The organism is Paenibacillus sp. FSL F4-0122 (assembly GCF_038002845.1).
Classification (GTDB): Bacteria; Bacillota; Bacilli; order Paenibacillales; family Paenibacillaceae; genus Paenibacillus_AQ; species Paenibacillus_AQ odorifer.
This window is the reverse complement of sequence record NZ_JBBODI010000001.1, coordinates 2753899-2767702: the sequence shown is the minus strand read 5'-3', so window position 1 is coordinate 2767702 and position 13804 is coordinate 2753899. Positions and strand designations below refer to the sequence as shown.

The window sequence follows — 13804 nt, the reverse complement described above, 5'->3', positions numbered from 1 at the left end:
CTTCACCTCTACGCGCGCATGTTATTGGCTAGACCAAACATCTGATCACTGGACGAAAGTGCCCGAGCTACGAGTTGATACGTGCGTTGAATCTGCATCATTTCTGTCATTTCTGAGGTCATATCGACATTCGACTGCTCCAGCCATCCTGAGCGCACTCCAATTCCAGATGCCTCGCCTGCCGCTCTTTGTACAAAAGCCTGCTGTGCTGTAACTCCATCTGCAAGCATATAGAAATTCCCGTCGACAGCCTTTAAGGCATTCTGTGTCTTAGGTTCTACTATCATTATAGTACCCGCTACCTGAACAGGTCCATTCTCCGTCTTTTTCGTTAACACACGACCGGATTCATCGATAGCAGCATTCACACCTACAGGAACCGTTAGAGGTTTGCCCTCTGTATTTAAAACGGAGTTTCCTGTGTTATCAACCAATACCATCATCTTGGCATCAGTCGTGTCAGGAATAAAGTGAAAATCACCCTGACGTGTGTACGCCGTAGTACCATTGACCTGAACACCAAAAAGCCCGTTGCCCTGAATGGCTAAGTCGGTCGGACTCCCTGTTTCTTTAAGGGGACCCTCTTCCCAATTCGTTGAGATCGAAGGCACATAAGTCCCAAAACCCATATTAAAGCCTAGGGGTGTAGAACGGCCCGGTTGGTCATAATCATCCGATTGCTGTTGTACACGAGTCAGCACGTCCTCAAAAGAGCCCTGCTTGCTCTTATAACCATTGGTATCCATGTTGGCTAGATTATCCGCTATAATATCAAGCCGCTGCTGAAGGCTCGACATGGAGACTGCTGCACTAATCGTTGAGTTGTTCATAGATCAAACCTCCTATAAGCTCTACCTGTAAAGCTCATTTCCTAAGCACTGCCTAAACCCTGCCAACTTCACTTACAGCCTTCTGCAAGCTGCCATCATAATATTGAACAATCTTCTGGTTCGCTTCATAAGCCCGATAGGCGGCATTCAAATCCACAGTAACCTGAGTAGGATCTACATTGGAGCTTTCCAAGTAACCTTGGCGTACTTGCATGTTATCTGTTCCGTTAGAGAAACGGATATCTGCCGCCTCTACATCATCAGCGTGAAATACACCATTACCGTCACGTACAAGCTCCTGTGGCTTTGTTACTACACTCACACCAAGCTTGGTCCCTGTCGGAAGTCCTGTTACTGGATTAAGCAAATTACCCTGCCCGTCCACTTTAAGGGTGTCCTGATTTCCTGTCAAGACAAGGGGCTTGCCTGTGGAATCAAGAACCTTGAAGCCACCACTGCTCAGTACCTCTCCTGTAGCCGCGTTTATTGAGAAGCTCCCATTTCGCGTATACAGATTATTCCCTTCAGCATCCTGTACAGTAAAGAAGGCCTGTGGACGATAAACAACCTCACCCTCAGGGCTTACATATTTGCCCGAACCATCAAAGGAGATATTTTGACCTGTCACAGGATCAGCTACTTGCAAATCCGTAGATAAAGCAAAATCCATGGTCTTGCCGCTCTCCCTTAAATCACCCTGTAAATATTGGGATATCGACTGTTCTGCAAAAACCCCAGTGTTAAGACGCCCCACTGGCTTGGTATTGCCATTACTCATAGCAGAGATCAATACATCCGGAAAAGCATGATTGACACTGTCAACCTGCTTGTACCCCGTTGTATTCAAGTTAGCGATGTTCTGTGTTGCCGTATCATGTCTACGCTGCTGTGTAACCATACCTGCAGCGGCTGTATATAATCCTCTTATCATGAAGGTAGTCCCCTTCCGAATCTTTTGCTACCTTTTATATCGGCTGCTTAGAACTTTTTCTTAACGACCTTGTCCAAATTATCCAGCATTATTCCTGTTCCCTTAACTACACAATGCATCGGGTCTTCCGCTATCCACACCGGAACATGTAATTCTTCCGAGAGGAGCTCGTCCAATCCATTAAGTAAAGCGCCACCACCAGTTAGAACAACACCCCGGTCAATAATATCTGCTGATAGCTCAGGCGGTGTACGTTCCAGAACAGACTTAGCAGCTGCCACAATAGAAGAAACCGGATCCCATAGTGCTTCTTTTACCTCGCCTGAAGTAATAGTGAGCGTCTGAGGGAGTCCACTTACCATATCACGACCACGAATATCCATTTCAGCCTGCATCAGGCCTGGACGCACGGTGCCAATTGTAACCTTAATATCCTCTGCCGTACGTTCGCCGATTAACAGCTTATACTTTTGTTTAATATATCTTAAAATGGCCTCATCGAACTTGTCTCCTGCGACTTTAATCGAAGAAGCGGTAACGACGTCGCCCATAGAAAGTACGGCTACATCCGTCGTTCCGCCACCGATATCGACGACCATGTTCCCACTAGGCTGATAAATATCCATTCCCGCTCCGATTGCAGCGGCTTTTGGCTCTTCCTCCATAAAAACTTCCTTAGCCCCGCTCCGCTCCGCCGCTTCCCGTATGGACTTCTGTTCCACAGATGTAATATTTGTAGGGGCGCAAATCAGAATACGGGGCCGTGCGTACCAGGACCGGCCGCCAACGCGGTCGATAAAATACTTAAGCATCATTTCTGTGATTTCAAAATCTGCAATGACACCATCCCGGAGAGGACGGATTGTTATAATATTTCCAGGTGTACGTCCAACCATGCGACGTGCCTGTTCTCCCACCGCAAGGACTCTCTTCGTATCACTTTCAAGTGTGACCACGGAAGGTTCATCCAGAACGACTCCCCTTCCCTTAACATGTATGAGCACATTGGCCGTGCCGAGGTCGATTCCGATATCCTTGCTAAACATAATGAAAGAGCCCCCAAAGTGTTATTTTAATTGAAAAAACAGCAGTTAGTACTAAATTTAAAAATACCATACTTTAGGGGAAGTACACAATGTATTAAAGCTGAATATTTCCTTAAATTTCCGAAAATCTCATGGCTTTGATGCTACAGCAACCTCACGTTTTTTCCCCGTCGATTTTTTATATTTGATTTTTGTGGCTTCTCCCCCCCGAAGATGTCGGATGGACTTGTGATATTCGAGAATGTGCTTCACCTGATCGGCCAGATCAGGGTTGATCTCTGGCAGACGCTCAGTTAAATCTTTATGCACCGTGCTCTTTGAAACGCCAAATTCCTTGGCTATGGTCCGGACCGTATGCCTGGTTTCCACGATGCAGCGTCCGATTTTGATCGTACGTTCCTTGATGTAATCGTGCACGCTCCCGCCTCCCAACTGTGGATAGTTTGGTACATTATATGAGGGGCGGGCTTATATATTCGCGCTTTCAAGACATGACAAGCTATGGAGGGCTCATTTTATTTAATGGACAACCTAATAACCCGTGTTATTAGCATGATGAAAAGCCGTCGCTGTACCTTTAGGTCAACAACCGTTTCCCGCGTAAACAAAAGGCTCATCACAAACATAACCTTAAAAATCCCTATATACACAAAAAAATAGGGGGCTTTCGCCCCCTGCTATAGAAATTTTTATCGCTGTGGCAGTAAATCCGATGGATTGACTACTTTGCCATCTTCGTACACTTCAAAGTGTACATGATTTCCAAGGTTCTTTTCGATCTCACTGCGACCAGCTGTGGCAAGAGTATCTCCCTGCTTCACTACATCGCCTTGTTTAACTTTTGTTTCACCAAGACTTTGGTATACAGTCTTCAAATTACCTTGATGGGTAATTTCAATCACTTTACCTAATACCGCAACATCTTCCACTCTGGTCACTTCACCGCTGAGCGCTGCTTTGACATCGAACGTATTGTTGTCTTCACGGGCAATATCGATTCCGACATTAGGAATAAATTTGTCGTTATATTGCACCATAGCGGCAACGTGATTGTCCTCTGTACCATTCTCATCATAATACGGCTTAACTACTTCTACTTCACCTGGATTAGCTACTGGCCAAGTCATACTTTCCGTTGAAGCAACAACTTCAAGTGCATCTGGACCTCCGGTTGTTGTACCAGCTTCATTAGCGGAAGTTCCTACTTGCTGCGAAGTGGCGGCAGTGTCCTGGTTGAGCGGCTTTTGGCCGGCATCCTGATAGACCCACACCAAGGTTAGTATAATTGCCGCTGCCGCCGTGTAGACTGCTGGGAATACCCAACGTTTAGATACCAGTCTGTTCCATGAAGAAGGTTTTGCACCAGGTAAATCTCCCTGAGTTTTTTTGAGAGATTCATCTTGGTTTGTTTTGTTTTTGTCTTGTTCATTCATATGGTTATCACCTCAGTAACCAGTGTTACCGGGCTTTTCTCTTTTATACGTATCTTTCAAGTTATTTTTTCAGAAGAGTTGAGATTTGTGTAAATGAGATACCACTATAATAGTGTTTGAGAATTTGGGTAGCTGTTCCACCCTCTTTGGCCATCCCATTTGCCCCCCACTGACTCATCCCTACCCCATGCCCATTTCCGAAGGTCGTGATCAAGATCTTATTCCCCTTACGGCTCCAACTGAATTGGCTGGATCGTAGGCCTAGCTTCTCCCTCACTTCACGTCCAGTAAATATAGAGCCTCCAATAGAGATCTCTTTAATCCGATGTCCAGTGGTAAGAGACAACACTTCCATAGGTAATCTCGAAGATGATGAAATCTTCGTTGTAGTTCCTGAATTGGTAGTTTCTTTGGAGGCTGGAATGACTTTATCGTTCAGACCCAATCTAGTAAGTATTTCAGAAACAGTAAAAGTGTTAGTCACCGCATAGTTTGGGGTAATCTCTTTCTCCCAAGGACTCGTCACACTGCGCAGATAGGGAATCGCTGCATTCCAATACTCTTCTGAGTTCTCAGTATATCCTCCACTGGAGGCGAAAAAGGAGGCCGTTATCGGCTGCCCTTTATAAGTCATAATCACTCCGCGCGTCTCAAGGACCGCGCGCTGCAGCTTTGCGAGGTCGGCGCTTCTTCCGCCGAGCTTCCATTGCCGTTCCAGCGTGTCCTTAGATATGTAAGCCTGATGGCTTACCGTATCGGTTACATCCGCCTCCGGAACGGGTACGCCGCTTCTGTCGCCAGCCACCAGGCGGCGCATGATAAAGGTGCGGGCCGCTACGGCCTGCGCTTTGAGCGCTTCAAGCTCAAAGTCGGCCGGCATCTCGGCCGCTAGCACGCCGCGGACGTAGTCCTCCAGCGGCAATGTCTCTATTTGTCCGCTGTGCGACAAATAGACAGAGACGTTCGGCTGCGGCGCTTCCTGCGCAGCCGTCTCCGGCGCCGCCGGAGGGGCCGTGACCGCCGGCACGGCCACAGGCGCCGGTTGTCCCCGGTGTAGCGGGACAACCGCCAGCGGAATCAGCAGCGCCGCCAGGAAAGGCGCTGCGAGCCAGGCGACGGGAATGAGTCGCCTGCGCCGGGGAGCAAGGGGACGCGAATGCCAGCGCGTTGTCTTGTTTCTTCGCAAGTAGCGGAAATCTTTCATCTCTATGGCTCCTTCCGTGAATCACTGGTGATTCTTATAGATATGAAATTACAGCAACTGCTAGAACACAATTTGAGAGAAAGAGAGTTCCTGTCCTCAATCTATTACTAGACCGCAGGCTATTAAATTGCGCACAAAAAAATCCCCATCAGATGAGGATTCCATAAAAAAAGACCAAGCTGCAATCTGCAGCCTGGTCTCTCTTAATGAGTGATATTATACCCAAGTTGGTTGAACCTGAAAGCGTGGTTTAACCTCTTCGGTTTTAGTCGATTCACTCTTGGATACTTCCGGTTTAAGAACTTCATCCTTCACGGTTTGCGCTGAAGTATCCTCCATGGAAATGCGCCAAATTTCCGCACCCAGTCCGGACAACTTCTCAGCCAAATGAACATACCCGCGGTCAATATGATGAGTTCCGCTTACTTCAGTAGTGCCTTCAGCAACCAGACCTGCCAAAATAAGCGCAGCTCCCGCACGCAGATCCGTAGCACAAACCTTAGCTCCGACCAATTGTGCATTACCTGTAACGATCGCCGAGCGACCTTCGATCTTAATCTCAGCGTTCATATTGTGGAATTCATCCACATGCATAAACCGGTTCTCAAATACGGTTTCTGTAACGACACTGGTACCTTCAGAACGCAGCAATAATGCCATCATTTGCGACTGCATATCCGTAGGAAAACCTGGATACGGCAAAGTCTTCAAATCAACAGCTTTGAGAGGCTTGTCACTGATTACACGAATACCGTTCTCGTCGGGAATAATGGTTACACCCATTTCTTCCATCTTAGCAATAACAGGACCTAAGTGATCTGCAATTGCGCCTTCCACATATACATCGCCACCGGTAATTGCTGCAGCCGCCATGTACGTACCTGCTTCGATACGGTCAGGGATTACATGATGTTTGACCCCATGCAGACGTTCTACCCCTTCAATACGAATAACGCCTGTTCCCGCACCACGCACGATAGCGCCCATACCATTCAAGTAATTAGCTAGGTCTACAATCTCAGGCTCCTTAGCCGCATTCTCGATAACGGTCACGCCTTCAGCTAGTGTAGCTGCCATCATTATATTTTCGGTCGCACCTACGCTTGCTACATCCAAATACACTTTGGCACCGCGCAGGCGTCCGTTGCTTTTCGCTTCAATGTAGCCCTGGCCGAGACTAATCTCCGCACCCAGTGCTTCAAACCCTTTCAAATGCTGATCAATCGGTCGTGTACCAATGGCACAGCCGCCTGGCAGGGAAATTCTTGTCTGACCAAGTCTAGATAACAGTGGGCCCATGACTAAAAAAGACGCCCGCATTTTTCGAACCCATTCATAAGGTGCTTCACAGGAAGTGATGTTTGTAGCATCCACCTGGATAATATCGTTCTGATATGTAACCCCTGCACCCAGAGATTCCAACATTTTTGATATCGTCATCACATCATCAAGCGGAGGTGCGTCTACAATGACGCTTACTCCTTCTTCTGCCAATAGAGAGGCGGCTATGATCGGTAATACGGAATTTTTTGCGCCGCTAACTTTCACGCTCCCGGTCAATCTGTTGCCACCGCGGACGATAAATTTGCTCATTTTCGGTTTCCCTCCGCGTCCATTATTTCTTAAATTATTTTTTTAGATTAAAGTAATTGCAAAAAAGTTCTCTACTCCATCAATACGCCCATTTACTCGGGCATGTTCCTTAAAGTTCAGTGTTGACATAATAAAACCTTATTATTCGACACCTTTTGACCACTGCGACCTAAGACACTTATAACCAAACTACATCCCCTTAAAACATATATCGGATCATCCCACTCCAGCTCAGGTAATCCAGGAAGAACCCCGCTACAAAACGACCAAGTACAATGGCCAACAGCAAGTGCAGCAGCCTTCCCTGAGGACTCTTGGGATATCTTATGACCAAATCGAGCTTAAGGTTCTGCAATGCCCACCAAGATAATACAACACTGAGCAAAGATACAATCATTGAGACCATACTGCTGGTTCCAACTGCACTAGACAACCCACCCGACAATATATCCTCCATGCTAACCCTCCGTGTTCGTATTACTCGGAAATCGACTCTTATATCATACTTGTGAAGGGCAAAAGAATCCAGTACTTTTACAAATTTTTAAACAATTCAGCGCCATTATCCAAAATAATGAAGAAATTTTAACCTTTTTCAATAGATTACTATAATAAAAAAGCAGTCAAACCCATAAGGCTTGACTGCTTTTTTCCTACTGTTGTCCTTTTCCAGTGGACACTTTAATCCGTGTAACAGCGCGTTGCAGCGCCAATTCCGCACGGCGGTGATCGATATCATCTTGTTTGCTCCGAGTCTGGAGACGGCGCTGAGCCCGTTCTCTAGCCGCTTCGGCGCGCTCAACATCGATATCTGTTGGCAGCTCGGCACTTTCAGCCAGCACAGTTACTTTGTCCTTATGCACTTCAACGAATCCGCCATGAACGGCGATGGAGATCGTAACACCGTCCGATTTGACGGATAACGGAGCAACCTGAAGTGGAGTCACAAGCGGAATGTGTCCCGGCAAAATACCCAACTCGCCTTCGACCCCTCTTACAATCAAGCTATTCACTTGCTTGGAGTAAACGAGATGCTCCGGCGTGACAATTTCCAACAAAAAGGTATTCACTTCCATTCCTCCTTAAAGCTTTACATAGTAAAGCTCGCTTCGAAAGCATGCACTAAGCTTTACGAAGTAAAGCTTGCATCGAAAGCATTAGCTAAGCTCAGGTTACATCGATTTCGCTTTTTCTACTGCTTCTTCAATCGTACCTACAAATAGGAAAGCTGCTTCTGGAAGATCATCATGCTTACCATCCAGGATTTCCTTAAAGCTGCGTACAGTTTCTTTGATTGGTACATATTTACCCTTAAAGCCAGTGAACTGTTCAGCCACGTGGAACGGCTGCGACAGGAAGCGTTCAACTTTACGAGCACGAGCTACGATAACCTTATCATCCTCACTCAATTCATCCATACCCAAGATGGCAATAATGTCTTGAAGCTCGGTATAACGTTGCAACAATTGTTTAACACCTTGTGCTACGTTGTAATGTTCTTCGCCAACAATTTCTGGAGCTAGCAAACGCGAGCTGGAAGCCAGTGGATCAACCGCTGGGAAAATCCCCTTCTCGGAAATTTTACGCTCAAGGTTAGTTGTTGCATCCAAGTGAGCAAACGCTGTAGCCGGAGCAGGGTCAGTGTAGTCATCCGCCGGTACGTAGATTGCTTGAATCGATGTAACGGAACCTTTTTTAGTCGATGTGATACGCTCTTGCAGCTGGCCCATTTCAGTAGCCAAAGTCGGCTGATAACCAACCGCGGATGGCATACGGCCGAGAAGAGCGGATACTTCGGAACCCGCTTGGGTAAAGCGGAATATATTATCGATAAAGAGCAGCGTATCGCGGCCTTCCACATCACGGAAATATTCCGCCATGGTCAAACCGGTCAAAGCTACACGAAGACGTGCACCTGGAGGCTCGTTCATTTGTCCGAAGACCATTGCTGTCTTCTTAATAACGCCGGAATCCGTCATTTCGTGATAAAGGTCATTACCTTCACGAGTACGTTCACCGACACCTGCGAATACGGAAATACCACCGTGCTCTTGGGCAATGTTATTAATCAATTCTTGGATTGTTACTGTTTTACCTACGCCGGCACCGCCGAAGAGGCCGACTTTACCACCCTTAGCATAAGGTGCGAGCAAGTCGATAACTTTAATACCTGTTTCCAGGATTTCCGCTTGTGTTGACAATTCGTCAAATGTTGGTGCGAGACGGTGAATCGGGTTCTTTTTCTCAGCAAGAACTTCACCAGCGTTATCAATTGGATTACCAAGTACGTTAAATACACGGCCTAATGTCGCTTCCCCTACAGGAACCGAAATTGGACCTCCTTGATCGATCGCATCCAGTCCACGAACCAGACCATCAGTAGAAGACATCGCGATACAACGTACCAGATTGTCTCCCAAGTGATTGGAAACCTCAAGTGTTAGGTTAAGCTGACGACCATTGTCCAAGACGGTTTCAATTTTGATAGCGTTGAAAATCTCGGGCAACTGGCCGCGTTCAAATTCAATATCGACAACCGGACCCATAATGCTTACAACGCGTCCTTTGTTCATCTTCTTTTCCCTCCTCGAAAGCTGTTACATCAAGAAGAAACGACGTTGTCGTCATATAAAGATGACAACCGTTTCTCGTAGAAATATAAGCATTTCGTATAGTGTAAAACCTATACTTTCTTATATTGTAAGAAGAACTTACAGTGCCGTTCTTAAGGAACTATGTACCCTAAGCAAGCGGCACTGTTTCTCGTAAAATACAAGACAAGTTAAGCACTCGGTTTAACTTTTCTTGTATTTTAAGACTGCGCGTTCGCTCCGGCCACGATCTCGGTAATTTCCTGCGTAATTGCCGCCTGACGGGCACGGTTGTACGTAAGGGTAAGTTCTCCGATCATTTTCGACGCGTTCTTCGTTGCACTGCCCATAGCTGTCATTTTCGCACCCAGCTCACTGGCCTTGCCATCCAGAATTGCGCTATAAATCAAAGTTTCAGCGTACTTTGGAAGCAATACTTCTAGCACGCCTTCCGGTGAAGGTTCATATTCGTAGTTTGCAGAAGCTTCATGATGCTCTTGATTCCCTACTCCATCCATAGGCAACAGTCGCTCAACGGTTGGGATCTGGGTGATAGCATTGACGAATTGATTGTAACAAACATACAACTCATCATACGTACCATCTACAAACTGCTGTACTGCCGAATTCGCGATAGACTTGATGTCAGCAAACTTCGGCGCATCCGAAAGCTCAGTAACTTCCTGTACAATCGGATATTCACGGCGACGTAGAAAGTCACGGCCCTTACGACCAATAACAAACAATGCGTACTCATCTTTGGACTTATGCTTCTCCGCGATGAGCATCGTCACCTTACGCAAAATATTAGCGTTGTAACCACCTGCAAGCCCTCTATCAGAGGTAACGATTAGATAACCAGTCTTCTTCACAGGGCGGCTAACCAGCATAGGGTGTTGAACACCTTCTGTGCCAGCAGCAATGCTCGATACAACCTCTTTTAGCTTCTCAGCATAAGGACGGGCGGCAATTGCCTTCTCCTGAGCTTTTCTCAGCTTGGATGCGGCTACCATTTCCATCGCTTTTGTGATCTGTCTTGTGTTTTGAACACTCTTAATTTGACGTTTAATATCACGCATGCTTCTTGCCATGATTTCACCACCTTAAAGCTTTGACGGAGTCAAAGCTAACTTCGTAAGCATCATCTTAGCTTTGACGGAGTCAAAGCTACTTCATAAGCACAGCCTGAGCTTCGGCAGAGCCAAAGCTCACTTAGTAAAATCCGTTAAAGTCTATCTATATTAGCTAGTAGCGAAACCTCTTTTAAAGGTATCAATCGCTGCTTTTAGAGCGGCTTCGTTATCAGCTGTCAAATCTTTTGTATCCCTGATGGATTGAGCTACATCAGCAGCACTGCTATCCATGTAAGCAAGGAATTCCTTTTCAAAACGTTTTACGTCTTTAACTGGAATATCATCCAAATATCCTTTTACAGCTGTGTACAAGCTAAGCACTTGATGCTCAACAGACAACGGCTGATTCACACCTTGTTTCAGAACTTCCATCATACGTGCCCCGCGATTCAGACGGGCAAGTGTAGATTTATCAAGATCTGAGCCGAACTGTGAGAAGGCTTGAAGTTCGCGATATTGGGCAAGATCCAAACGGAGCGAGCCGGCTACCTTCTTCATCGCTTTGATTTGAGCGGAGCCCCCTACACGGGAAACGGAGATACCGACGTTGATCGCCGGACGTTGACCAGAGTAGAACAGATCGGATTCAAGGAAGATTTGACCATCTGTAATCGAGATTACGTTCGTAGGAATGTAAGCTGATACGTCCGATGCTTGTGTTTCGATAAATGGAAGTGCGGTTAATGAACCACCACCAAGCTCATCACTAAGCTTAGCTGCACGCTCCAAAAGACGGGAGTGCAAGTAGAATACGTCACCTGGGAATGCTTCACGACCCGGTGGACGACGAAGCAGCAAGGACAATTCGCGATAAGCCGAAGCTTGTTTCGAAAGGTCATCGTAAATGATCAGTACGTGCTCGCCCTTGTACATGAAGTATTCGCCCATTGCGCAGCCTGCGTATGGAGCAATATACAACAATGGGGACGGCTCGGAAGCCGATGCAGTTACAACGATTGTATATTCCAAAGCGCCATGACGGCGAAGAGTTTCTACAACCTGTGCTACTGTGGATTGCTTTTGACCAATGGCAACATAAATACATTTCATGCCGTTGCCTTTTTGGTTGATAATCGCGTCAATTGCGATTGCAGTCTTACCTGTTTGACGGTCACCAATGATAAGTTCGCGTTGTCCACGACCGATTGGTACCATCGCATCAATGGCTTTAAGACCTGTTTGCATCGGTTCATGTACCGATTTACGATCGATAACACCTGGTGCATTATTTTCTACAGGACGGAATTCAGTTGTAGCAATTGGGCCTTTGCCGTCAAGCGGCATACCAAGTGCGTTAACTACACGGCCGAGCAGAGCTTCACCAACAGGAACTTGCATAATTTGTCCTGTACGTTTTACTTGATCGCCTTCACGAATTTCCTTGTACTCACCCAGAATAACAACACCGACGTTGCTTTCTTCCAGATTGAGCGCCATGCCCACTACTCCGTTGGAGAACTCTAGCAATTCGCCTGCCATTGCGTTTTCCAGACCGTAGACACGGGCGATACCGTCGCCGACTTGAATGACGGTGCCGACTTCGGCAACTTCGATATCGGCTTTATATTCCTCAATTTGACTTTTGATCAAAGTGCTGATCTCTTCAGGTCTGATGCCCAATATCCTCACCCCTATCTTCTATGCTTATCATTAAAGGATTTCTCGAGACGCTCCAATTTGTTAGACAGACTGCCGTCATACAGCTTATCGCCGATATAAACTTTCAGTCCTCCCAACAGGCTTGGGTCCACCACATTCGTAATCCGGATTTTACGGTTTACGAGTTGGCCGAATTCTGCAGCTACAGCTGCTTTTTCTTCTTCACTTAAAGAATAAACAGAGTATACCTTAGCATCACCAATGCCAAGAGCGTCTCCTTCAATCTTGATATACGTATCCAGCAGATCGGCAAAAATATCGGTTCTGCCTCGCTCTACTAACAATTCTACAATGTTCATCACGATGGGAGAGAGCTTATCTTGAAGCGCTGTGCGCAGCACTTTCAGCTTGTCGGACTCCGAGATGCGCGGTGCAAGAATAAACCGCTTTATCTCTTGGTCGGAATGTAATAACCCAACCACTGCCTTGAGCTCTTCTTCTACTTCAAGGGTAATCCCTTTCTCTACCGCTGCACTGTACAATGCTCTAGCGTAGCGCTTGGCAACTACCGTATCGCGGCTCATGATTGGCCTCCTACCTCTTTGAGGTATTGGTTCACAAGTTGCTCCTGCTCGCCGCTAGCACTAACTTCTTTCTTAAGAAGTTTGGAAGCAATACGAACAGATGCCGTTCCAATTTCGCTGCGCAACTCTTCCACTGCTTTGTTCTTTTCGTTCTCGATATCGCGCACAGCCTCTTCTTTGACACGTGCTGCATCTGCTTTGGCTTGTGCCAAAGTTTGTTCTACCTGTAGATTGCTTGTGATTTGCGATTGTTGAATAATCTGTTGAGCTTCCTGGCGTGCACTGTTCAGCGCTTGCTTCTGCTCTTCCACATACGCGACCGCTTGTTCTCTAGTCTTCGCAGCTTCGTCCATTTGCTGCATTACCAGCTCACGGCGCTTCTCCATAACTGCAAAAAGTTTGCTGAACGCATACTTGCTAAGCAAGAAATATAAAATCCCAAAGGCGACAATTGAAAATACTATGTTTGTCCAAACAATATCCACTGAGGTCACTCCCTTCCGTTACCGCGTCATGCGGACGTATACAAAAGTAAGGCGCGGATGGCATCGGCCGTCCCCGCCAAACCGTAACTACGGTTTATTAAGTAAACATAATCAGGAATGCGATAACTGTTGCTGCCAACGGAATAACTTCGACGATACCTACACCAATAAACATTGTTGTTTGCAAAGCATTTTTCGCTTCTGGTTGACGAGCGATGGACTCAACTGTTCTACTAACGATCATACCGTTACCAAGACCTGCGCCAAGTGCACCCAATCCAACCGCTATTGCTGCTGCTAAAAATTCCATTTGTAAATATCCTCCTTTAATTTCGGTTCATATTTGTGTTTAATGATATAAGATATCTCCCACGA

15 protein-coding genes are annotated in these 13804 nt (G+C 46.5%); all 15 read right to left on the bottom strand.

The features are described 5' to 3' along the window. Positions 1-8: 8 nt before the first annotated feature. The gene (locus MHH49_RS11830) at positions 9-830 is read right to left on the bottom strand and encodes a flagellar hook-basal body protein (RefSeq protein WP_038573632.1); all 822 of its coding nucleotides are present in this window, start codon (positions 828-830) and stop codon (positions 9-11) included. 52 nt (positions 831-882) lie between these two features. Continuing rightward, a complete protein-coding gene (locus tag MHH49_RS11825; RefSeq protein ID WP_038573634.1) occupies positions 883-1761 on the bottom strand; it encodes a flagellar hook-basal body protein in 879 nt (292 codons plus the stop codon). A gap of 47 nt (positions 1762-1808) precedes the next feature. Next, the gene (locus tag MHH49_RS11820) at positions 1809-2807 is read right to left on the bottom strand and encodes a rod shape-determining protein (protein WP_036681546.1); all 999 of its coding nucleotides are present in this window, start codon (positions 2805-2807) and stop codon (positions 1809-1811) included. Between the two features lie 129 nt (positions 2808-2936). Then, positions 2937-3224 carry a sporulation transcriptional regulator SpoIIID gene (gene spoIIID, locus MHH49_RS11815; RefSeq protein ID WP_036681548.1) on the bottom strand — a complete coding sequence of 96 codons (288 nt, stop codon included), beginning with the start codon at positions 3222-3224 and terminating at the stop codon, positions 2937-2939. 272 nt (positions 3225-3496) lie between these two features. Then, complete coding sequence (locus MHH49_RS11810) at positions 3497-4240, bottom strand: M23 family metallopeptidase (RefSeq protein WP_036681550.1); 744 nt, start codon at positions 4238-4240, stop codon at positions 3497-3499. A 61-nt stretch (positions 4241-4301) separates the two neighbouring features. Then, positions 4302-5444 carry a stage II sporulation protein D gene (gene spoIID, locus MHH49_RS11805; RefSeq protein ID WP_038573638.1) on the bottom strand — a complete coding sequence of 381 codons (1143 nt, stop codon included), beginning with the start codon at positions 5442-5444 and terminating at the stop codon, positions 4302-4304. A 216-nt stretch (positions 5445-5660) separates the two neighbouring features. Next, positions 5661-7037: a UDP-N-acetylglucosamine 1-carboxyvinyltransferase gene (gene murA, locus MHH49_RS11800; protein ID WP_036681554.1), complete on the bottom strand. Its 1377-nt coding sequence runs from the start codon at positions 7035-7037 to the stop codon at positions 5661-5663. 199 nt (positions 7038-7236) lie between these two features. Beyond that, positions 7237-7494: a DUF1146 family protein gene (locus tag MHH49_RS11795; protein WP_036681556.1), complete on the bottom strand. Its 258-nt coding sequence runs from the start codon at positions 7492-7494 to the stop codon at positions 7237-7239. Between the two features lie 196 nt (positions 7495-7690). Next, positions 7691-8107 carry a F0F1 ATP synthase subunit epsilon gene (locus tag MHH49_RS11790; protein WP_036681559.1) on the bottom strand — a complete coding sequence of 139 codons (417 nt, stop codon included), beginning with the start codon at positions 8105-8107 and terminating at the stop codon, positions 7691-7693. A gap of 102 nt (positions 8108-8209) precedes the next feature. Continuing rightward, a complete protein-coding gene (gene atpD / locus MHH49_RS11785) occupies positions 8210-9610 on the bottom strand; it encodes a F0F1 ATP synthase subunit beta (RefSeq protein WP_036681562.1) in 1401 nt (466 codons plus the stop codon). A gap of 239 nt (positions 9611-9849) precedes the next feature. Then, complete coding sequence (gene atpG, locus MHH49_RS11780; protein ID WP_036681564.1) at positions 9850-10719, bottom strand: ATP synthase F1 subunit gamma; 870 nt, start codon at positions 10717-10719, stop codon at positions 9850-9852. A gap of 150 nt (positions 10720-10869) precedes the next feature. Continuing rightward, positions 10870-12381 (bottom strand): F0F1 ATP synthase subunit alpha, encoded by a 1512-nt coding sequence (atpA, locus tag MHH49_RS11775; RefSeq protein ID WP_036681566.1) that lies wholly within the window; start codon positions 12379-12381, stop codon positions 10870-10872. Positions 12382-12392: 11 nt separating this feature from the next. Beyond that, on the bottom strand, positions 12393-12944 hold the full coding sequence (locus MHH49_RS11770) for a F0F1 ATP synthase subunit delta (RefSeq protein WP_036681568.1): 552 nt from the start codon (positions 12942-12944) through the stop codon (positions 12393-12395). Then, a complete protein-coding gene (gene atpF, locus MHH49_RS11765) occupies positions 12941-13429 on the bottom strand; it encodes a F0F1 ATP synthase subunit B (RefSeq protein WP_036681571.1) in 489 nt (162 codons plus the stop codon). Before atpF ends, MHH49_RS11770 begins: the two co-directional genes overlap by 4 nt. 97 nt (positions 13430-13526) lie before the next feature. Beyond that, positions 13527-13739 carry a F0F1 ATP synthase subunit C gene (gene atpE / locus MHH49_RS11760; protein WP_036681574.1) on the bottom strand — a complete coding sequence of 71 codons (213 nt, stop codon included), beginning with the start codon at positions 13737-13739 and terminating at the stop codon, positions 13527-13529. Between the last annotated feature and the right edge of the window lie 65 nt (positions 13740-13804).